Here is a 23,013-nt window from a genome sequence, read left to right as displayed (position 1 = left end):
CCAGCAGCAAGCACACAATCAGCACGCCTAGCTCAGTGAACACGCCTCAAACTAGACGCATTCACCAGCTCAGTTCTGGGCCTGGGTGGTGTACGGGATTGTCAACTCGTGCTCCTCCAGGCTGCGCAGAACTGCCGAGCCATTTGAAATCTTATTGAGCAGGAACAGTTCCCGCGTGCGGCAGTCAGGGCACAGACTGACCACGGCCAATGGCCATAGATCGATCGGGACGCCTGGCGGGGTGCCGTCGACATATATCCTGTCCGGCCGCAGGGGGTGGTCGATCGGCCGGCTAAACGGCTCCCAGCTCGGGTGGCTCCCTCGTAGCCTCAAGCCCACAGCCTGGAAGGAGGAATCATCGAGGTATTCACAGCGCTCCACCCAAAACCAGTCAGTGCTCGACAGCCAGTTGACTGAGTTGAGCGCCGAGACCACATACGGTTCGAGCTTTTCGACGTCCTCGTCGAGTTCGTGACTCCTGCGTACCCCGTGAGCATGGTGGGAATTATTACGGAGATCCTTGATGTCCTTCAGCAGCGATAGCGTGACGCTGTGTTCGCGGAGCGCGACGAGTTCCGGCAGCTGAGGCGTTGGGACCTCATCCATGAATCTCGCAATGAGCGTGGTCCAGGTGCCAAAGGTCGCCCCTTGACCAAAAGTTTTGCGTAGAGAGCTGGTGAAGCTCCCGTGGTGCGCAATGAGTTCATGCAAGGCAAGGACGCCCAGAGTGCGTGCCGTTCCTTCACCAAGCTTGAGCAGTCCGTCCTTCTTCTCGGCCGGGTGGGTGCTTACGCGGTAACGCCGCGCGAGAGCGGCTACGTGAAATGGATAGCTCGCCTCCGCACGCCACACGGGGTCATCGAAAGGGCGCACCAATTGTCCCGCGAGGCGCGCCTCGCGGGCGATGAACCGGATGGACTGACGGATCTCCGCAACGCGCGTCTCGGGGCCGGCGAAGACGTTCGGCAAGATGCCGTCCGTCGCCATTCGCAGCGCATGACGGCCCTCCTGCACCTCTGCCAGTAGATCCTCGACCTCCGGGGCTGCGACCAACTCCACTGGTACCGGCATGTCGAGCAGCTCTCGGGCTTGCGGGTAAGCCGCGTTGCTCTTGCGGGAGTTGAGCCATTCGCATAGTCCACGGCCGCTCCCCGAGGTGGGGTGCAGCACGAACAGCCGAGTGACTGCGTCACCGAACCCTGCAGGCAGAAGGCGCCAGTTACCCGAGCGCCCGACCAAGTCGCCGCCCGTGCATGGTGTTAGTTCGGAGTCATCTAGTTCCGCATCTGGCAGTTCCAAGGCCGAGTCGACACTATGCAGGTAGGACGCCGTGAGGTGCTTGGGCGGGATGGGCTCTGCCTCACCGCGTCGCGGACGGCGCAGCTTGACACGCTCTGTCTCCAGCTGTGCGAAGGCACGCAGCGGCCCGAACTCCCCGTCAAGCTCCGCGACATAGAAGAGCGAAGACCGGATGGCGCACCCGAGCCGGGTCTTCGCGTGGTCGAGCCAGGCATCTGGAGCGTGGGGCAGCACCTCTTTGCGGAAGTATTCCTCAGGATCGTCCCGCAACGGCACGACGACCAGGTCACGCAACTCCGGATCAGGTTCCGTCACACCCCGGCGCTGCTGCACTTCTCCTTGGTCATCGCGCACCCCGATCGCGTTTCGGACGCTCCTTTCGAAGGCGGCACCTCGCGGCCAGGTCTGGCCGACGGTCGCGACCGCGTGCCGCAGTGCCGAGAAGGCGTCTGAGCTGGTGGTCCAGGACGTTCCGACGAGCCCACGCAGCGCGCCAACCAGCTTCTCGGGGTGGTCCCCTCGTTGGATCGGCCGCAGGGAGGAGAGCTGCTGCAAGCCGTCGGTGGTGAGTTCGAAGCGCAAGCGCAGCGGGCGCTCGATGACAATCTGCCGGTACAGCAGGTCCTCGTTCCGCACGACACTCACCTGGTCGCGGGGAGACCCGCCGACCGGAGCCGACAGCGCATCTTCGTAGAGCCGGACGATCTTGTTGAGTTGATCGGGGCCGAGGTACTTCCGCTTACTGCCAGATGACTGCCGCGTCTTCTGCCAGTGGTCCTGCGCCTTGACCAGGGCCACCCTGCCCCTATGCGCCGACTTCTTGCGATTACTCAGGACCCATAGGTACGTACTGACGCCGGTGTTGTAGAAGAGTTGGTCAGGCAAGGCGACGATGCCCTCGAGCCAGTCATTCTCGACAATCCATCGCCGGACGTCGGACTCACCCAGGCCAGTGGCTCCCCCCTGCATGGGAGAGCCACTGAAGAGGACCACGACACGACTGCCACCATCACCGGAAGCGTCCACCGGCTTCATCTTCGCCAGCATGTGCTGAAGGAAGAGCAGCGATCCGTCGCTGACACGCGGCAGTCCCGCACCGAACCGTCCTGCATTGCCCAGCTCATGCTCGGCGCGGACCTGTTGCTCAGCGTGCTTCCAGCTGAGGCCGAACGGCGGGTGCGCCAACAGGTAGTCGAAGCTCTGGTCCTTGAAGAGGTCCTCCCGCAGGACGTTCCCGAACAGGATCTGTCCCGGATCACGTCCGCTCATCAGCATGTTGGAGCCAGCGACAGCCCAGGTCTCGGCGTTGATCTCCTGGCCGTACAGGGACACATGCGCCAAGGGGTTGGCGGTCTCGATGCGCTCGGCCACCTCCTCGAGCAGTCCGCCCGTCCCGCAGGCCGGGTCGTGGACCGTGCGGAGCACGCCGGAAAGCGTGAGCTCATGCTGATCGGGCTGCAGCAGCAGTGCAGACATCAGCCGGCCGACGTCACGTGGGGTGACATGCTCGTCGGCGCCAGTCCCTCCTGCCTGGTCGACCGAGCGCCGTACGAGGTCCTCGAACACAAACCCCATGTCGCCGGCAGAGAGGGGTGCCCCCAGGTCCATGGAGAGGAATCGGCTGACGACGGCATACAGCAGCCCAGCGTGGTGCAGCCGTTCGACGGTGCGGTCGAACTCGAAGCGCTGGAACACGTCCCTGACGTTCTCGGAGTAACCGCGCACGTACTCACGCAGCAACGCCACCAAATTGCTCGGGTCGGCGACGACAGCATCCAGGGCGTAGCGACTGGTGTTGAAGAAGGGATGGCCAGAGGCGCGGCGCAGCGCAACATCCCGGAATGAGTCCGAATGTGCACCCTTATCCGCCAATTTAGCCGAGGTGTTCAGCACCTCCTGGCGAGTGGGTTCGAGTAGGCAATCCAAGCGCCGCAGCACGGTGAACGGCAATACAACGCTGCCATACTCAGATGTCTTGAAGTCCCCACGCAGAAGATCCGTGAGTGACCAGATATGCCTGGAAAGCTGCGTCCCTGAATCGCTCATGGCATCCCCCTCCGACCACCCGGCCCCTCCTGCACTGAGGTCCGATCTTCACACAGTCATTGGATCTTACGCAGGGGGCATCACCGTGACGGCCCGTTCCCGCCAATCAGCCACGCCGCTTCCTCAGCAGCAGCCGGCAGCACATAGACCCGACCTGGCATGGTCGCGTCAGCAATGGCTGCGACGTAAAGGTATGACATCACCGGGCACGCCCACCCGACACCCACCGCTTCATCCGTACACGCATCGACTCGGCGCTGCTGCGACTTGAATCGCTATGGTCCGCCTGGCCGAATCCGCTCACGGTGCACTCTGCCCCGTTCCATCGCCGCCAGGTCTGGGCTGCAGGGCCTCTGTCGTAGCACGCTCAGGCCGCTCTTGATGTCAGTGACACCCTTTAGGATTCGGTCCGAGGGTTGAGCTGTGCTTCCTGAACGCAGCGGCAGGAACTACGGCAGGCTTACAGACACGGACGGGGAGCCGCATGCTGGAAGACCGGTGGACGACGGTCACCGAGTCCGAGTATGAGCACGAGCGCCGTGGTCTTGAGGCGATCCGCCGGCGTCTGCCAGATGAGGAGCCGTGGCGTGCCTGGACGAACTTCATGTTCACCGCGAACAGCGGGCACGTCCGTGAGGTCGATCTTCTGGTGGTAGCGCCGGCCGGGGTCTTCCTGGTCGAGTTGAAGGACTGGCACGGCTCGGTCCACGGCGGCGGCAACGACTGGGTGCAGACCACGCCCAGCGGGACCAGCCGTCGGCACGGCAACCCGCTGCACCTGGCGAACCGGAAGGCCAAGGAGCTGTCGGGCCTGATCAACGGCGTCTCCGGTCGGCCCGCGCACCGAACGAAGATCTGGGTTGGTGAGGCTGTCTGCTTCACGGACGACAAGCTTCAGGTGAACCTTCCGGCTGCCGACATGAACGGCGTGTTCACGGTCAAGCAGCTGGTGGAGATGCTGGCCGTGCCGCCGGGAGACGCCCGCTACCAGATCACAGCCGAGGCATCCCGCTTTGTCGATGCAGCCCTGAAAAAGCTCCGTATCGCACCGATCCGCCGCCAGCACGAGGTGGGCTCCTACCTCCTGGAGGCGAAGGCGTTCGACTCCGGGCCGTCCTGGGCCGACTATCTGGGACGCCATTCCCAGCTGCACGATCTGGCACGGGTACGGGTCTTCCTCAGTGAACGTGGTGCCTCCGACGACGAGCGGCGCTCGGTGGAGCGTGCCGCCGCCCGCGAGGCATCGGTACTCAGCCGTTTTCGTCATCCCGGTGCGGTACAGCTGAAGAATTATCTGCCGTCGGGGCATCCCGCCGGGCCCGCGATCCTCTTCGACTACCACCCGGAGACGCTGCGCCTGGACGATTACCTGGTCCAGCACGGTGAGGGTCTCGACCTGCAGGGGCGCCTCGCGCTGGTGCGGCAGCTTGCCGAGACGGTGCGCTCCGCGCACTCCCGGCGGGTCCACCACCGCACGCTGTCGGCGCACGCGGTGCATGTGATTCCGCGCGACCGCGGTCCACGCGGGCGGGAGCTCGGCGAGGAGCAGCGCTGGCTGCGTCCGTGGACGCAGATCGCGGATTGGCAGATCGCCACTGGGCAAAGCTCCAGCCGCGGCCGGCCGCTGACCCTGGCTCCGACTAACGTGACGGGGTTCCATGTCGCCGAGCAGGCAGATCCTTATCTGGCTCCGGAGCTGAGGATTCCGAAGGCCGATCCAGTACGCCTCGATGTGTACGGGCTCGGCGTGCTCACGTATCTGCTGGTGACCGGGCAAGCGCCTGGCGCGAGCCAGAGCGAGGTCATGGCACGTCTAGAGGCCGGCGAGAGTCTGCGTCCCAGCGCGCTCGTCGACGGTCTCAATCCGGACATCGACGATCTGGTGGAGGCTTCCACCGCGTACGAACCGGGTCGGCGTCTGTCCACGGTCGACGACTTCCTGGAGATGCTGGAGTACGTCGAGCAGGCATTCGTCGAGGAGGTCCCGGGCGGCGGGGATGCGGGCGCAGTCGCGGGCGGGGACGGCGGTTCAGCCGCAGGCGTGGGCGAGGAAAGATCCGAGCCGGAGAAGGACCCGCTGGAGGCCGTGGCCGGGGACGTACTGGCCGGACGCTGGGAGGTCGTGCGCCGCCTCGGTACAGGCTCGACCGCGCGGGCCTTCCTGGTGCGGGATCTGGAGGGCGAGCCTCGGCGCAGCGGCGGCCTGCCGGTGGCAGTGCTGAAGGTCGCGCTGAGCGAGGCCAAGCATGCTGTCCTGGATCGTGAGGCGGAGGTCCTGGGCCGGATCCACCGGGACTCCAGCATCATCTCGCTGTACGAACCGCAGCCGCTGACACTGGCCGGGCGCCGGGTCCTGGTCCTGGAGTACGTGGGTGACAGCCGGGAGCTGAAGGACCAGGACGGCAGTGCGAGTAAGGGGCCGCGCCGCCGGGAGGACACCGTTGCGCGGCAGCTGCGGGACAACGGCCGCTTGGGCATGGACCAGCTGGAGGCGTACGGGAAGTACCTCTTCGGTGCTGTGGAGCACCTGGAGGCGGAGGGGATCTGGCACCGGGATCTGAAGCCGGACAACATCGCGATCCGGGTCCGCCCCAACGGCACCCGGCAGCTGGTGCTAATCGACTTCTCGCTCGCCGGGTACCCGGCGAAGGAGATCGAGGCGGGCACCGAAGGCTATCTCGACCCGTTCGTGGGCATCATCACGCGCGGCTCGTACGACGGGCACGCCGAGCGGTACGCGCTGGCCGTGACGCTGCACGAGATGGCCTCGAACGAACTGCCCCGCTGGGGCGACGGCTCGGTCACGGCCCGGCAGACGGATGCGAAGGAGTATCCGTACCCGCAGCTTGCGGCAGACGCCTTCGAGCCGGCCGTCCGGGACGGCCTGGTGGCGTTCTTCCGTAAGGCGCTGGCCCGGGATGTGAAGGACCGCTTCCCGGATCTCAAGCCGATGGAACGTGCCTGGCAGCGGATCTTCCTGGACGCACAGCAGACGACGGCGCCGAGCACCGGTCACGGTGAGAAGTCGGGGCGCGGAGCGAAGGGCGGCACCGACGCGGTTTCCGAGTCGGCTACGCAGCCGCGGATCGGGCGGGAGGATGACGACGTCTCCGCCGAGCAGGTCCGCGACCAGCAGGCCGAACGCGCCGACCGGAACACGCCGCTGTCGGTGGCGGGTCTGACGGTCGCAGCGCAGTCGCAGCTGTTCGCGATGGGGCTGAACACCGTCGGTGACGTCTTGGACTACTCGGCGAAGAAGTTCCTCACCGCGCCGGGCATGGGCTCGCGCACCCGGGAGGAGATCCAGCGCCGGCAGAAAGAGTGGAACGCACGCCTGGGCAAGGCGGCTCCCGCGCCGCTCAGCGCGGAGGCCCGCAAGGCGGCGGGCCAGGAGCTCTCCGACCTGGAGCGGGCGGTCGCAGAGTCGGTCGCCGCCGACGGGGACGGCGCCGACCCGCAAGTGCTGGGCGGCCTGAGCCTGGACGCGCTCGCCGCCCGTCTCGTACCGAAGCCATCCAGCGGTAGTGCCCGCTCCAACGCCAAGGAGCGCGAAGCAATCCGGCTGCTGCTGCGGCTGCCCGATGAGACAGGCACTCTGCCCGGGGGCCTGGCCTGGGTCCGGCAGCGGGACGTCGCCGATGCGGTCGGCCTGACGGCGGGCCGGATCCCGCAGATCGTGAAGAAGGCGCGCGAGCGCTGGTACAAGGACGCAGCCCTGGGGCTGCTGCGTGAGCAGGTGGTGGAGCTCCTGGCTGAGCGCGGCCGGGTGGCCCCGGTGATCGAACTCGCCGACGCCCTCATCGCCCGGCGCGGCACCCAGCACGTGGAGCGGCGCAACCGGCGTGCACTCGCCCTGTCGCTGCTGCGTGCGGTGGTCGAACGAGAGAGTTACGACAACGAGTCCCCGCCGCTCTTCCGCTACTTCCACGCCCGCATGCCCAAGGGCGCCGATCCGGTCCTCGGCCTGCTCGCCCTGGATGTCCGGGAGGACGTGGACGGTCCTGACACCCCGGCCCTGCCCGCCCTGCAGGAGTACGCGCTGAACCTAGGCGCGCGGGCCGACCGGCTCGCGGCGCTTGAGTCCCTGCCGACGGCGAGCACGGTCCTCACCGAGCTGGACGCGGTGCGACGGCCACCGGGCAGCCTGGGCTGGGACGAGCGGCGCACGGCCGAGATCGCGGTCGCCGCCTCCACCCGGGCCGCGCTCACCCCGCGGTTGGAGATCTACCCGCGCGACCTGGACCTGGTGCGTGCGCTGCGGATCACCCAGGCCGGCGTGGTCGCCGTGCAGCCGGGCGTCGAGGAGGAGCGGCAGCCGGGCCTGACGGTGGACGCGCTGCACAAGCGGGTCGCCACCCGCTTCCCCGACCTGGGCACCGATCCGCTGGCGCCGCGCGAGCTGCCCACGGGCAGCGCCCTGGTCCGCGCCCTGAAGCAGGCCGGCTTCGACCTGAAACTGGCCACCCGCTACGACAAGGTGCTCCGGCTCATCCCGGATCGCCCCTCCGGGGACGCCACTGCCGGGCTGACCTCAGCGAGTTGGGGCGCCTCGGCGGCGCGCCGCTCCGCCCCCACCCAGTACGACGCGGACGCGGCCGTCGCCGCTGCCGTCAAGGCTGAGCAGCGACTTATGCACTCGGCGCAGCAGGACGGCTTCCGGGTCCTGACCGTGCCCCAGCGGCGTGCCGAGGACGCGGTGCGGCGGCTGGCCGGCGAGCCATACGGGGCTCGGCCGGTGTCGGTGACCGGACTGTTCGTGGCCGAACTGCGCGGCGTGGTCGGCGAGGCTGCCCGTCCGACCTGGGAGACCGTCCTCAAGGCGGACGCCGCCGAGCCGGGTAGTCGGGCTCACCAGCAGCTGCGCATACGCACCGACAAGGCGTGGGGGCGGATCGAGCCGCGGTTGCGGGAGCGGCTGGCGGAGGCCGATGGTCCGCTGTTGCTCACCGACACTGCGGTGCTGGCCCGCTATGACGCGCTCGACCTGCTCGGGCGGCTCGCGGAGGAGGCTCGGCAGGGCGGCAGCCCGCTGTGGCTGCTCGTCGCCCAGTCCGATCCGGCACGGGCGCCGCGGTTGGCCGGGCAGAGTGTTCCGTACCAGGCGGGGTTCGACGAGTGGATCGTTGTGCCTGACGCCTGGGTCGCGCGCAAACACCTCGAGCCGGACGCCTGACCCGCCCCTCCTCCTAACCTGATCTTCTTCCGTCCTCTCGTTTTTCTCCTCAGGAGCCGTTCGTGATCGACCGCAAGATCCTCCTCGCCGACCTGCAGAAGCAGGTCAAGGCGGCAGAGACCGATCTGGAACAGCAGGTCAAAGCCGTCCCCGAGGTCGGGACGCGGCTGCGCGGCGAGTATGAGCAGGCCCGGAAGCTGGGCCGTACGTCGGCGACGTGGAACGCCTGGCTCGGCGAGCGGATCACCCAAGTCGCGGTGGCCTGGGTGCTCGGCACAGTCTTCGTGCGGTTCAGCGAGGACAACCGGCTGATCGCCGAGCCCTACATCACCTCCCCCGACGTGGCAGGGCGGGAGACAGCCCAGGCGCGGTACGAGGAATACCTGGAGAAAGACGCCGACCCGACGTATCGAGGGTGGCTGGAGACGGCGTTCGCCGAACTGGGCGCCGGGCAGGCCGGGCGGCTGCTCTTCGACCGCGACCACAACCCGCTCTACCAGATCCCACTCTCGCACGACGGCGCGGGCGCGCTGCTCGCGTTCTGGCGGGAGCAGCGCACCGGCGGGGACGAAGGGGCTGGCGGTCCGGTCCTCGTGCACGACTTCAGCGACCCGTTGAGCGCGGACGGCACCGAGGGGTGGGACACTCGGTTCCTGGGCGACCTGTACCAGGACCTGAGCGAGTCGGCCCGCAAGACGTACGCGCTGCTGCAAACGCCAGAGTTCGTGGAAGAGTTCATCCTCGACCGGACGATGACCCCAGCAGTGCGGGAGTTCGGCTTCGAAGAGCTGAAGATGATCGACCCAACCTGCGGGTCCGGCCACTTCGTACTCGGCGCATTCCGGCGTCTGGTGCGGATGTGGGCCGAGCAGCGGCCCGAGGTCGGCGCTTACGAGCGGGTGCGAGCGGCCCTGAACTCGGTGCACGGGGTGGACCTCAACCCGTTCGCGGTCGCAGTGGCCCGTTTCCGGCTCCTGGTCGCGGCGATGGCCGCGAGCGGCATGCGGACGTTCGCAGAGGCGCGGAAGTACGAGTGGCCGATCCAGCTCGCGGTGGGCGACTCGCTGCTGCCTACGGAGCACCGGCAGGAGGGTCTCTTCGGCGACGAGCAGCTGAGCCTTGGCGACAGGGGGGAAACGGGCGACGCCGAAGACCCGTACTACGCGCTGAGCACGGAGGACGTGTTCGAGTACCCGCAGATCCTGAACCGGGGCCGCTACCACGTCGTGGTGGGGAATCCTCCGTACATCACAGTCAAGGACAAAACACTCAACGAGCTGTATCGCAAGCTGTACAACGCGTGCGCGGGTACGTACGCACTGTCAGTCCCATTCGCGCAGCGCTTTTTCGAGCTTGCGGTTCGGGACGAGGCGAAGTCCGGGCTCGGCTACGGCATGGTCGGCCAGATCACAGCGAACTCGTTCATGAAGAGGGAGTTCGGAAAGAAGCTGATCGAGAGCTTCTTCCGGGATCAGGTCGAACTGACAGAGGTCATTGACACGTCGGGCGCGTACATCCCAGGGCATGGGACGCCGACGGTCATCCTCATCGGCCGCCCGCTGGATTACACGGGCCCTCGCCGGGCCACCATCCGCACGGTCCGGAGCGTTCAGGGGGAGCCAGCGGCTCCGGAGAAGGCGGAAGATGGACTCGTCTGGCGGGCTATCACTCAACAGACCGACTCCCCGGACTCCGAGAGCGACTGGATCAGCGTTCGCGACACGCAACGTGACGACCTGTCAAAGCATCCATGGAGTCTCACGGGAGGTGCCGCACCAGACATCCTGAAGATCGTCGATAGCGCGGGAAAGCCGCTGCGAACTGCGTCACAAGAACTCGGCCTGTCTATCGTTACTGGCGAGGACAACGCCTTTGGTTCGGTGAACACTGCTGCCGCCCGCCAACGAGGTGCCAGGCCCACCGCTGTCGCCAATGGCGATGAAGTCCGAGATTGGGGACTCACCGCCGCCACCTGGCTCACCAGCCCGTACGACCAGGATATGAAGCTCGTCGAGGGTGCAGAGATCGAGGACTTGCTGCGCTTCATGTGGCCACTGCGTCACGTACTGGAACTTCGTAAGCGCTTCAGTATCACTATGCTGGACCGGGGAATTCCTTGGATTTCATGGCGTGAGGTTTACAGCTCCCGCGTCAAAGCTCAAAAGCTGATCGTTTACGCAAAAGTCGCAACGCATAATCACTTCTACCTCCAGACCGGCCGACTCCCTGTGAAGGACTCGGCACAGGTAATCAAGCTCCGTGATGACGCCACAACGGAAGAGCATCTGGCGCTGCTTGGGTTGCTCAACAGCTCCACGGCCGGGTTCTGGCTCAAGATGGTGAGTCATGACAAGGGCGGCCAGGGCGTAAACGAGGGCTACAAATCACAGGCATGGGAGCGTTTCTACGAGTTCACCGGGACCAAGCTCCAGGAATTCCCTCTACCCGCCAGATATCCCACTGCCCTCGCCACCGAGCTTGACGCCCTCGCCCAGCAGCTCTCCGCGACGTCCCCCGCCGCCCTCGCCACCGAGGCCGTCCCCACCGCCACCGCCCTGCGCGAAGCTCAAACCCACTACAACTCCACCCGCGCCCGCATGATCGCCCTCCAGGAGGAGCTGGACTGGCAGGTGTACTCCCTCTACGACCTGCACTCCGAGGATCTACGCCTGCCCGACGCCTCCGCCGTGCCCGAACTTGCCCTCGGCGAGCGGGCTTTCGAGATCGTGCTCGCACGACGCGTAGCAGCCGGTGAGGCCAGTGGCGAGTGGTTCAAGCGACACGGCTCGACGCCGATCACGGAGATCCCCGCCCACTGGCCCGCCGACTATCAGGCGCTCGTGCAGAGACGGATCGAGGTCATCGAGTCGAACCGTGCGATCGGCATGGTGGAGCGCCCCGAGTACAAGCGGCGCTGGGCCACCGAGGGCTGGGATGCGATGCGGCAGAAGGCGCTGAAGTCCTGGCTGCTCGACCGGGTCGAGGACCGCGCGTACTGGTTCGACGCCAGCGGCAATCCCACCGTCACCACACTCGCCCGCCTCGCCGAAAGCCTGTCCGCCGACGAGGACTTCACGTCCGTTGCCGAGCTGTACGCACCCCGGCAGGACCTCGTGAAGACCGTGCGGGAGTTGCTGTCCGAGGAGCATGTGCCGTTCGTGTCCGCGCTGCGGTACAAGCCGACCGGGCTGAAGAAGCGTGCTGACTGGGAGCAGGTCTGGGAGTTGCAGCGGGAGGAGGACGCGGCGCCCGACGAGCCCGCCAAGCGGAAGGTCCGCGAGCGGACGCCCGTGCCGCCGAAGTACACCTCGGCGGACTTCCTGAAGCCGAGCTACTGGCGTGCGCGCGGCAAGCTGGATGTGCCCAAGGAGCGGTTCGTGTCCTACGGCACGGTCAACGCGCAGTCGCCGGAGCTGTACGGGTGGGCCGGCTGGGATCACCTGGAGCAGGCCCTCGCCCTCGCCTCGTACATCCAGCAGGCCGGGCTCAGCGACGACGAGCTCGTGCCGTACCTGGCCGGGCTACTTGAGCTGCAGCCGTGGCTGGAGCAGTGGTATGGCGAATACGACCCGGAGTTCGGGGCGTCGCCGGCCGCCGAGATCCTGGCGTTCAGGCAGCAGAAGCAGGGCGAGCTCGGGTTGACCGACGATGCACTGCGGGCCTGGCGTCCATCCGCCGTCAGCCGTGGACGCGGCGCGTCGAAGGCCGCCACATCGAAGACGCGCACGGGCACGAAGGCCGCCCTCCAGACGTCCATCATCGACGCCGACAATGACACCGTCACCGAGGCCGTAAGCGACGCAGAGTCCGCCTGACTAGGGCGAGGAGCAGACACACCATGGCGTTCATGAACAGGAACAATCCTCGTCCCGAGGACCGGCCGCTGCTTCGGGAGTTGATCGACATCCCGGAGTCGGTGTCCACCTCCGACTTCGTGTTGAAGCTGAACGAAGCGGTCACGCCTGAGGGGGCCGAGGCCGCGCTGAAGGACTACGTCGTCACCGACCGGCTGCTCGGCAACTTCGACGAGGCCCTTGACCTGATCAAGTCGGCGCTGGACAGCCGCTCTTCGAAGGCTGCCTATCTACACGGCTCGTTCGGCTCCGGTAAGTCGCACTTCATGGCGGTGCTGTACGCGCTGCTGTCACGTAACCAGGCCGCCCGGGCGCGCCGCGACCTCGACCCGGTGCGGGCCCGGCACGCCTGGCTGGATGCGGACGACCGCAAGTTCCTGCTGGTGCCGTATCACATGCTGGGCTCTAAGTCCCTGGAGCAGCGCGTGCTCGGCAAGTACGTGGAGCACGTACGGAAACTCCACCCAGACTGCCCGCTGCCGCAGGTCTACCGGACCGACGGGCTCTTCGAGGACTTCGCCGAGCAGCGCCGCCGGAACGGCGACGAGCGAGTGATCGAACAGCTCGCCGATGCCGGCGACGGCCAGGAGGACGAGTGGGGTGACTCCTTCGCCTGGACCACTGAGCTGCTGGACCAGGCGATGAACGCGCCAGAGGAACACGAGAACACCAAGGACCTCGACCTGGAGAACCCTTCCACGCCGCGGGAACTGCGGGCCCGGCTCGTGCAGGACCTCACCCAGACCCTGTTCCCGTCGTTCTCGCGCAACGCCTCCGAAGATGCCGACGGGTTCGTCTCGCTGGACAAGGGGCTCGGCATCATCGCCGCGCACGCCAAGTCCCTTGGCTATGACGGGCTCGTCCTCTTCATGGACGAGCTGATCCTGTGGCTGGCCTCCCGCATCCACGACCAGAAGTTCGTCTCCCGTGAAGCCGACAAGATCACGAACTTTGTGGAGGGCGGCGACGAACGGCGCGCCATCCCAGTGGTGTCATTCATCGCCCGCCAGCGCGACCTGCGTGAGCTGGTCGGCGAGGAGATGTCGGGGGCCGCCGAGGCCGCCGTCCAGGACAGTCTGAAGCTCAGCGGCGGGCGGTTCGACAAGATCGTCTTGGAGGACCGCAACCTCCCACAGATCGCGCAGGCCCGCCTGCTCAAGCCCACCAGCCCGGAGGCCGAGGCGAAGGTGGAGGCTGCGTTCGCCGAGGCCAAGAGGCTCGGTCCGGACGTATGGGACACCCTGCTCGGCCATGACAAGTCCACCACCGGCGCGGACGAGGGCGCGTTCAGGCGGACGTACCCGTTCCCGCCGGCGTTCATGGACACCCTGGTACACATCTCCGCGGCGCTGCAGCGCTCCCGCACTGGCCTGAAGCTGATGAGTCAGCTGCTCGTCGACCACCGCGACGATTGGCGGCTCGGGCAGCTTGTGCCGTTGGGTGATCTCTACCCGGCGATCGCGGGCGGCGGCGACAAGGCATTCAGCGGGGAGACCAGTGTTCATTTCGAGGCCGCCGACAAGCTGTACCGGGACAAGCTCCGCCCGTACCTGCTGAAGACCAACCAGGTCACCGAGGACCAGGTCGAGGCGTACCGGCGCCGCCCCGAGACCCTCGGCGACCCGCAACTTGCAGCCCGCTGCCGCGACTTCACTGGTGACAGCCGACTGCTGCAGACCCTGCTGCTCTCTGCGCTCGCGCCCAGTGTGCCCGCACTGGCCGACCTCACCCTGGCGCGGCTGCACGCCCTCAACCACGGCTCCATCACCACCCGCATCGCCGGGACGGAGGTCGGTCGGCTCGAGCAGAAGGCGAAGGAGTGGGCGGCGACCTTCCCCGAGATAAAGGTGACCGGTACCGGGCCGGGTGCGGTGGTGCGCCTGGAGCTCACCGGTGTTGACCTGGACGCCGTCCTCGCCAACGCCCAGGTCCACAACAACCAGAACAACCGGCGTGCCAAGATGCGCGGCCTGCTCAAGGAGGCGCTCGGCGTCAGCGACGGGCCTGGCGGCTTCGACGCGTACGACGTGCTCAACCTTGTGTGGAAAGGCACCGAACGGCAGGTCGAGGTGGTCTTCGGTAACGTCGCCGATGTCGACTCGCTGCCCGAGGCGACCCTTCGGCCAAGCCAGGAGGACGCCTGGCGGCTCATCGTCGACTTCCCCTACGACGAGGGTGAGTTCGGGCCGATGGACGACCTGCAGCGGCTGCGCGCCCTGCGGGAGAAGCCGGGCGGTGACGCACGCACCCTGGCCTGGCTGCCCACCCACCTGACCGATGCTTCCCGCGGCGACTTCGAGCGCCTCGTCGTCATCGACAAGGCCCTCGCTGACGAGACCCGCTTCGACTCCGACTTCGCGCGCAGCCTCAACGCCGACGACAAAGAGCGCGCCAAGGGCATGCTCCAGTCGCAGCTCCTCATCCTCACCGAGCGCGTCACCCAGGCGCTGCGGCAGGCGTACGGGCTCACGCAGAAGCAGGAAGGGGTCGTCGACCTCAGCTTCGACACCCACCTGGTCGCCCAGCAGGACGTGCCCGAGCTGCGGCTTCCGCTCGGCGCGACACTGGATACCGCCGTCCGCGACCTGGCCGGCAAGCTGCTCGCCCACCAGTACCCCGCCCACCCCGACCTGGACCCGGACGGCAATGGCAGGCCCGTGAAGCCTGCCGAGATCAAGACCGTCTTCGAGTACGTCCGCAAGGCCGCCGAGAACCGTGACGGCCAGACCGAGGTCGACTCCAAGGACCGCAAGACCATGGCGCGGATCGCGGGCGGCCTCGGGCTCGGCGCGATGCGGGAGGCGTACTACCGGCAGTCCACCGCCTGGTCCGACCACTTCAACGACCAAGCCCGCCGGAACGGCACCGCCGAGCCGACCCTGGTCAAGCTCTCCGACTGGTGCGACCTTCCCGAGCCGCGCGGACTGCCCGAGCCGCTGCGCCGGCTGCTCGCCGCCGCGTACGCGGAGATGACCGACCGGGTATGGGTGCGCGGCGGCGTCCCCATCGAACCCGCGCCTGCACCGCACGAGCTGAAGCCGGACTACGCCCTGCGCGAGCAGCAACTGCCCACGGAGAGCGACTGGACAGAGGCGCGCAAGCGGTTCGAGACCATGCTCGGCGACCAGGCGCCGCAACTGCGCCGCGGCCGGATCGTCAACCAGTTCGCCGCACAGATCAAGCAGGCCGCCGCCTCACTCGGCCAGGACGCCGGACGGCTCGTCGGGGAACTGGAGAAGCACCGCGGCTTCCTCCATCTGAACGACGACTCCCCCCGCCTCGTCCTTGCCCGGCGGGCGCAGGAACTGGTCAAGGAGGTGACGGAAGCGGGCATCGAGGCGAAGACCGTCGTGGACCGGCTCGCCCGCTTCCCTCTCGGCGACTTTTCCGCACACCGGTACGGCATGTCGTTGAAGAGCGCCGGGAAGGTCGCCAGCGCGCTGCAGGACACCAGCTGGGACCAGCTGAGCCTGGCCGACACCCTCGGCGTGGACGGCGCGGCCGTCCTGGAGCGGGTGCGGGATGCTGCTGCTGGCGACCCGGGTGATTACCCCGACCTGCCGGGCGTGCTGCACGCCAGCAGCCGGGAAGTGCTGTCCCTGCTGAGGTCTCGCCAGAGCACGACCGAGCGCCCCCAGCCGTCGCCCACTCCGCCGCCGAGCTCCGACAGCGTGGACCTGAACAGCGGCTCCGCCCACCCGCAGGTGCTGCCGGAGCCGCCGCAGCAGCCGGGGCCGCGCACACCGTCCCGGTCCGTGGCCCGCTCCGGCGGCGGGCGGACTACCGCCGCCCGGGCCGCCGCCGAACTGCAGGCGGAGATCGCGGCGCTCGCGGCCGAGCACCCGAACGCCACCGTCGAGGTCACCTGGAAGGTCGTCGACTGATGTCCGACACGGTCACCACAGCCCCCGCGACCGCCGGCCCCGCCCGGCTGTCGGCAGGAACCGTCCGTCAGTACCTCGCCGCCCGCAGTCGGCTCGGTGACGGCACGGTCCGCGTACTGCTGCTGCGGGCCGCTCCCGTCTGGGACGGGCCCGCCGTGCAGCGTACGGCGAGCGGGCTGCAGGCGCGGGTGGTCGTCGCGCCCTCGGTGCTGGCCGTGCACGAGCAGATCCTGGGCCACCTCGACGCGTCGACTCCTCCCGACCCCAAAGTCCTGGTCGTCCTCACCGACCGCGAGGACACCGACCTGGACCCCGGGCTGCTCGCCCGCGTGTACGGCGGAAGGATCCGGTCCGTCGACAATTGGGAGGTCGTGCAGGAGGCGTTCGACGCGCGCGGTCTCGACGGGCGGCTGCGGAGGGAGACCTGGGCGGCCGAAGCGCTCCTTGACGCGGCGGCCAGCCGCGGTTGGCCCTCGCTCGGCAAGGGACTGCTCTCCCGAGACGAGGCCCTCACCCGGCTGGCCCGGCGTCGGCTCCGGCTCGGCCGCCGTGACACGGACGCGTTGGGCGGGCCGGCCGCACACGACGACGGGGACCGCATCGACCCCATCACCCTATTCCGGTGGACCCACATCCCCGGCGGCCCCAACCTCCTGCGCGACCTGCGCGGACCGGAACGGGCCGGCCTGGCCCGCTTCCTCGCCGAACCCGAACAGGCCGGCTCCACCGGAAAGATCATTACCGCCCTGGTAGACGCCGACCACGGGGCGGACGCAGCCGCCTACGCGGTCGTCTGCGCGGCTCTGTGGGGGCACGCGGAGGCCGACCACGACCTGTACCGGGCGCGCGGGCGCGCTGAGCGATGGCTCGGCGACCAGCCCCCCGCCCAGGGCGACGACCTTGACCGGCTGCTTGCCTCCTTCGGGCAAAGCGGTGAGGCGTACGTCCGCGGCCTCGTCGACCGAGGCGAACACCGGCTCGCCGACCCGGTCCTGAGCAGGGCCGCACAGCTCGTCACACAGTTCGGGGCGCAGACCGCTGCCGCTGCCAGTCCGCTGCTCGCCGCAGGACTCGATGCCCGCTTCACCACAGCGGGCCGCGCCCTCGCCGACGGCGGTCCCGAGACGGTCACGGCTGCCATCACCGCGCTGGCCGAACACGCCCTGGCCGTCGACGGCGCTACCCAGGCCCGTATCGAACGGGTACGGATGGCAGCGCGGCTGCGGCGATGGCTGGCGTGCCAGCCTGAAGTCGACATCGCCTCGGTGGCCGACGGCGCCGCCCGCCAGATACGCGAACTCGGCTGGGTAGACCGAGCCTTGGAACACCTGGACGCGGGCGGCGACGCAGATGACGCACTCGCCAACGCCTACAGCCGGATCGGCGAGCAGGTGCGCAGCAAACGTCGTGAGCTGGACCGCGCGTTCTCCGAGCGGCTCGCGGTGTGGACCGCAGATGGCACCGCCCCCGGCGCCATGCTCACCGTCGAAAGCTTCCTGGACCGGGTTGTCGCGCCCGTCGTGGACTGTCCCGGCCGACGGGTCCTGCTCCTCCTCATCGACGGAATGAGTGCGGCGATCGCAGCCGAACTGGGTGAGGAACTGCACGGACACTGGTCCGAGTTCGACCCGCTGCAGGGCGCGACCGGAGCACCGGTGAGGCGTGCCGTGGCCGCTGCGCTGCCCACTCTCACCACCGTTTCCCGCACCTCGCTGTTCGCCGGCACCCTGATGAAGGGCGACCAGAACGACGAGAAGCGGCTCTTCCCCCAGCACCCGTGCTGGAAGGGGGCCCCTGCGGCTGTCTTCCACAAGGACGATCTGCGCAGCCCCGACACCGGCTCGCCCTTCTCCACCGCTCTGACTGAAGCGCTCGCCGACGAGCGCACCCATGTAGCGGTCGTCCTCAACACCGTCGACGACCGGCTCGCCAAGGAGCAGAAGCTCGGCGACGGCGCTTGGGAGATCAAGGAGATCGGCGGCCTGGAACCGCTGCTACGGGCCGCCCGCGCCAACGGCATGACCGTGCTCCTCACCTCCGACCACGGCCATGTGATCGAGCGACGCAGCAGCAAGATCGACGCGGCGGCCGGCGCCATAGGGTCGGCCCGTCACCGAGCCCCCGGCGGACCCGTCGCACCGGCCGAAATTGAGCTGTCCGGGCCACGGGTGGTCTGGCCGGAGCCCGGATCGCGGATCGTCGCGCTGCGGGACCACGACGCCCGGTACACCGCGCTCAAGGCGGGCTACCACGGCGGGGCAACCCTCGCCGAGTTCACCATCCCCCTCCTCGCCCTACTGCCGTTCGGCGCGGAGCCACCTACGGGGTGGCGGGAGCTGGGCGACCTTACGCCCGGATGGTGGGAGCAGGACAACGACGCCACCACCGGACTCGAGGCCGAGACGAAGGCCGGAGCCGATGCCATCGCGGCACCCGAGGCCACCGTTGCACGCCCAAGCCGCAAGCAGGCCAAGAAGTCAGCCCCGCCCGTGACAGAGGGCGCTATCAGTCTCTTCGGCGAGGACGAGGTCGCACCCTCCGCACCACAGGAACCTGTCGCCCCTGTAGTGAAGCCTGCAGCCGTACCCGTCTCCGATCAAACAGAGGACCCTGCCACCGCACTGGTGAATCGCCTCATGGCCACCGAGCTGTACCAGGAACAGCTGGCACTGCTCGCCCGTGTGCCACGCGACAAGGCGGTCCTGCCGAAGGCTCTGGCCGCGCTGGTCGAAGCGGGCACCTTGCCCATGACCGCCCTGGCCGAACGCGCCGGCCAGCCCGCCACCCGAGCCCCTGGCCTCGCCGCGACCCTGGCCCAGCTTCTCAACTATGACGGCGCCCAGATCCTGGAAATTCTCCCCGACAACCGCACCCTGCGCCTGCACCGGGGCCAGCTGATCGAGCAGTTCGGACTGTGAACCGGGGGTCTGCGGCCATGCCGGGCGGTGCAGTCGGCCCGCCCGGCCGCTCCGGGCACCGGCGGCGCGGTGCACGCACGGGTGTCCGGCCAGGTGGGCAGCCGGATGGGAGACTATTCGGGTGAACGCGTTTGGATCTTCAGCATCCGGGGCTGCCACCCCGGTCAGCGCGGTGCGGCGGCGTGCTGTGGTGGACGCGCTGCGGCGCGGCGCTGTCCCCGAGAGCGGCCTCGACCTGCTCGCCACTGGACTCGACCGCTTCGAGCGGGCCGTCGATGAGGAACTGGACACTGCCGCCGCAGGCGGTTCGGTGTTCAAGGCCGTGCGTGGCGAGTACGGATCCGGCAAGACCTTCTTCACCCGCTGGCTCGGCGAGCGCGCCAAACGGCGCACATTTGCCGTGGCCGAGGTGCAGGTGTCGGAGACCGAGACCCCGCTGCACAAGCTGGAGACGGTCTACCGGCGACTGACCGAGCGCCTGGCCACCGCGAGCTTCCCGCCCAGCGCCCTGCGGCCGGTCGTAGACGCCTGGTTCTACGCACTCGAGGAGGATGCACTCGCCGACGGCGCGAGCGAGAGCGAGCTGCCACAGGCCGTGGACCGGCTGCTCACTGCCCGCCTGGCTGAGGTGTCCCGACACGCCCCCGCGTTCGCCACCGCCCTGCGCGGATACAAGCAGTCCCTGGATGCCGGCGACGAGGCCACCGCCGCTGCGGTGATGGCCTGGCTCGGCGGCCAGCCGCACGTCGCCGCAGCCGCCCGGCGCAGTGCAGGCGTCCGCGGTGACCTCGACCACTTCGGTGCCTTCGGCTTCCTCCAGGGCCTGCTCACCGTGCTGAGGGATGCCGGGCACGCCGGCCTTGTCCTCGTCCTGGATGAAGTAGAAACCCTGCAACGGGTCCGCTCCGACGCCCGCGACAAGGCACTCAACGCGCTGCGGCAGCTCATCGACGAGGTCCACTCCGGCCGCTTCCCCGGCCTGTATCTCATCATCACCGGCACGCCCGCCTTCTACGACGGGCAGCAGGGCGTACAGCGACTCGCACCGCTCGCCCAGCGCCTCGCCACCGACTTCACCACCGACCCCCGCTTCGACAACCCGCGGGCCGTCCAGATCCGGCTGCCCGGATTCACCGAGGCATCACTGACCGGCCTGGGCGCCACCATCCGCGACCTGTATACCGAAGGCTCCCAGTCCCCCGACAGGATCAAGCAGCTTGCCGACGACGCCTACCTCACCGACCTGGCCCGGGCTGTGGGCGGGGCACTGGGCGGGAAGGTCGGAGTCGCACCACGGCTGTATCTGAAGAAGCTGGTCGGCGACGTACTCGACCGGATCGACCAGTTCCCCGACTTCGACCCGCGCAGGCACTACAAGCTGACCGTGGGCAGCAGTGAGCTCACCGTCACCGAACGGAACTTCGCCGCGCCCGCACCGGCCGCCTCGGCTGACGACCTCGACATCGACCTCTGACGCCCCAGTTCCCGAAGTCCCGAACTCTGACGAACAGCCCTGGAGTTGCAGACGTGCAGGAGCAGCCGCGCGGCACTGACCCGCTGGAGCGCCTTGACCCGGTAGTCCTGCACCACATCGTCAACACGCTCGGGTGGCCCGATCTGCGCCCGCTGCAGAAGGCGTCCGTACACCCGCTGATGAACGGTGAGGACGCGGTCCTGCTCGCGCCGACGGCGGGCGGGAAGACGGAGGCCGCCACCTTCCCCCTGCTGTCCGCCATGCGAGAGCAGCGCTGGACCGGCACCTCCGTCCTCTACCTGGCCCCGCTCAAGGCGCTCCTGAACAACCTGGTGCACCGGGTCGACAGCTACGCCCAGTGGCTGGGGCGCCGAGCCGCCCTCTGGCACGGCGACACCCCCGAGTCCGTACGCCGTCGCATCCGCACCGAATCCCCCGACTTCCTGCTCACCACACCCGAGTCGCTCGAAGCGATGCTCATCAGCGTCAAGACCGACCACGCACACATGCTGGGCCGGGTGCGTGCCGTCGTCGTCGATGAGGTGCACGCCTTCGCTGGGGACGACCGCGGCTGGCACCTGCTTGCCGTGCTCGAACGCCTGGAACGGCTCGCCGGCCACCGCATCCAGCGCATCGGGCTGTCCGCCACAGTCGGCAACCCCGACACCCTGCTCACCTGGCTCCAGGGCGCACGCCCCGCCGATCGCCCCGGCCGGGTCGTCGCCCCCGGCGTGACTCTGCCCGCCACAACTGGCACCACCGAGCACCCGCGCCCCGCAGGGGAGGTGGAGCTCGACTACGTCGGATCGCTCGCCAACGCCGCCAAGGTGATCTCCGCCCTGCACCGGGGCGAGAAACGGCTCGTCTTCTGCGACTCCCGCAAGCAGGTGGAAGAACTCGGTGCGGCACTGCGCGCCCGCGATGTCACCGTGTTCCTCTCACACGCCTCGCTGTCCACCGACGAACGCGCACGCTCCGAGCAGGCATTCGCCGAAGCCCGCGACTGCGTCATCGTCTCCACCTCCACCCTGGAACTCGGCATCGACGTCGGCGACCTCGACCGTGTCATCCAGATCGACTCCCCCGGCACAGTGGCCTCGTTCCTGCAGCGCATCGGCCGCACCGGGCGTCGCGCCGGCACATCCCGCAACTGCCTGTTCCTCGCCACCCGGCCCGACACCCTGCTCCAAGCCGCCGGCCTGCTCACTCTGTGGGCCCGTGGCTGGGTGGAACCCGTCACCCCGCCCCCCTCACCCCGCCATCTCGTCGCCCAGCAGATCCTCGCCGTCACCCTGCAGGAACACCGCGTCGGCGACCGGTTGTGGCCCGAGCAGTGGAACGGCCTGGCTCCCTTCGACCAGTCTGCCGCGCCCCTCCTGTCGCACCTGGTCGCGGAAGGCTTCCTCGACAGCGACGGCGGCATGCTGTTCATCGGCTCCGAAGCCGAGAAGCACTTCGGCCGCCGGCACTTCATGGAGCTGACCGCCTCCTTCACCGCACCCCCTGAGTTCACGGTGCTCGCTGGACGCACCGAGATCGGCACCACCGACCCCACCGTCCTCACCGAAGAACGACCGGGCCCGCGCCGCCTGCTGCTGGCCGGCCGCAGCTGGCAGGTCACGTTCATCGACTGGGCCCGACGCCGTGCCTTCGTGGAACCCGTCGAGGACGGCGGCATCGCCAAATGGCAGGGCAGTGAAGCCCGCGGGCTGTCGTACGTCCTCACCCGCGCCATGCGCGACGTCCTGCTCGGCACGGATCCCGACGTCCGCCTCACCCGCCGCGCCGTCGCGGCCCTTGCTGAACTCCGCATGGACCGCGCACCCCACGAAGTACACCCGGCGGGCACCCTGCTGGTCCGCGACGCGGACGCCACCCGCTGGTGGACCTGGGCCGGGTACCGCGCCAACGCCACCCTCACCGCCTCCCTCGGCAACCTCGCCGACCCCGTACAGCGCCCCACTGACACCCATGTCCGCCTCCGTCAGGACCTCTCCCCCACCGACTGGAAAACCGCCCGCGCCGAGCTCCCCGACTCCCTCACCCTGCCCACCGTTGACCCGCGGGCAGTCCGCGGCCTGAAGTTCTCGGCGGCCCTACCGCCCCGCATCGCCACCACCACTCTCGCCGAACGCCTCGCCGACTTCGACGGCGCCCTCGCCGCAGCCCGCGAGCCCGTACGGATGGAATGGGGCACCTGAACAACCCGGAACACAGGCGAATTTTCGGGTGGCTGAGGTCCTTCTCGGCCTGGAGGACACTCGCGCTTGTCTCGATGTCGATGCGGTGTCCGGTGCCGTCTACCCACCTAGGCTTCCACCGCGAGGGGCAGGCAGGTCCTGCTCACCAAGGTTGAGGTCCGCCT

Annotated in this window: 7 protein-coding genes; 6 read left to right on the top strand and 1 reads right to left on the bottom strand. The window is 68.5% G+C overall.

The features are described 5' to 3' along the window. Nucleotides 1-69: 69 nt before the first annotated feature. A complete protein-coding gene (locus ACFY4A_RS17880) occupies nucleotides 70-3,345 on the bottom strand; it encodes an N-6 DNA methylase (RefSeq protein ID WP_390830369.1) in 3,276 nt (1,091 codons plus the stop codon). Between the two features lie 484 nt (nucleotides 3,346-3,829). Between ACFY4A_RS17880 and pglW the strand changes: the two genes are divergently transcribed. From pglW to ACFY4A_RS17850, 6 genes are all read left to right on the top strand, one after another. Further along, nucleotides 3,830-8,518: a BREX system serine/threonine kinase PglW gene (gene pglW / locus ACFY4A_RS17875; RefSeq protein ID WP_390830368.1), complete on the top strand. Its 4,689-nt coding sequence runs from the start codon at nucleotides 3,830-3,832 to the stop codon at nucleotides 8,516-8,518. Between the two features lie 62 nt (nucleotides 8,519-8,580). Beyond that, nucleotides 8,581-12,333, top strand: a complete 3,753-nt coding sequence (gene pglX, locus ACFY4A_RS17870) for a BREX-2 system adenine-specific DNA-methyltransferase PglX (protein ID WP_390830367.1) — start codon at nucleotides 8,581-8,583, stop codon at nucleotides 12,331-12,333. 23 nt (nucleotides 12,334-12,356) lie between these two features. Further along, the gene (locus ACFY4A_RS17865) at nucleotides 12,357-16,256 is read left to right on the top strand and encodes a phage resistance protein (protein ID WP_390830366.1); all 3,900 of its coding nucleotides are present in this window, start codon (nucleotides 12,357-12,359) and stop codon (nucleotides 16,254-16,256) included. Beyond that, nucleotides 16,256-19,174, top strand: a complete 2,919-nt coding sequence (gene pglZ, locus ACFY4A_RS17860; RefSeq protein WP_390830365.1) for a BREX-2 system phosphatase PglZ — start codon at nucleotides 16,256-16,258, stop codon at nucleotides 19,172-19,174. Before ACFY4A_RS17865 ends, pglZ begins: the two co-directional genes overlap by 1 nt. A 121-nt stretch (nucleotides 19,175-19,295) precedes the next feature. Further along, nucleotides 19,296-20,648, top strand: coding sequence for a BREX system ATP-binding protein BrxD (gene brxD, locus ACFY4A_RS17855; protein ID WP_390830364.1), 1,353 nt, complete (start codon nucleotides 19,296-19,298; stop codon nucleotides 20,646-20,648). Nucleotides 20,649-20,701: 53 nt separating this feature from the next. After that, nucleotides 20,702-22,849, top strand: coding sequence for a DEAD/DEAH box helicase (locus tag ACFY4A_RS17850; protein ID WP_390830363.1), 2,148 nt, complete (start codon nucleotides 20,702-20,704; stop codon nucleotides 22,847-22,849). Nucleotides 22,850-23,013: the final 164 nt, after the last annotated feature.

Origin of the sequence: Streptomyces sp. NPDC001292, from assembly GCF_042896465.1 — a bacterium.
In the GTDB taxonomy this organism is placed as follows: Bacteria; Actinomycetota; Actinomycetes; order Streptomycetales; family Streptomycetaceae; genus Streptomyces.
This window is presented reverse-complemented; position numbering and strand designations above follow the sequence as displayed.

Coding starts and splice junctions, on each gene's coding strand:
- ACFY4A_RS17865 (WP_390830366.1), top strand. CDS start 12,357: ATGGCGTTCATGAACAGGAACAATCCTCGTCCCGAGGACCGGCCGCTG.
- pglW (WP_390830368.1), top strand. CDS start 3,830: ATGCTGGAAGACCGGTGGACGACGGTCACCGAGTCCGAGTATGAGCAC.
- pglZ (WP_390830365.1), top strand. CDS start 16,256: ATGTCCGACACGGTCACCACAGCCCCCGCGACCGCCGGCCCCGCCCGG.
- ACFY4A_RS17880 (WP_390830369.1), bottom strand. CDS start 3,345: ATGAGCGATTCAGGGACGCAGCTTTCCAGGCATATCTGGTCACTCACG.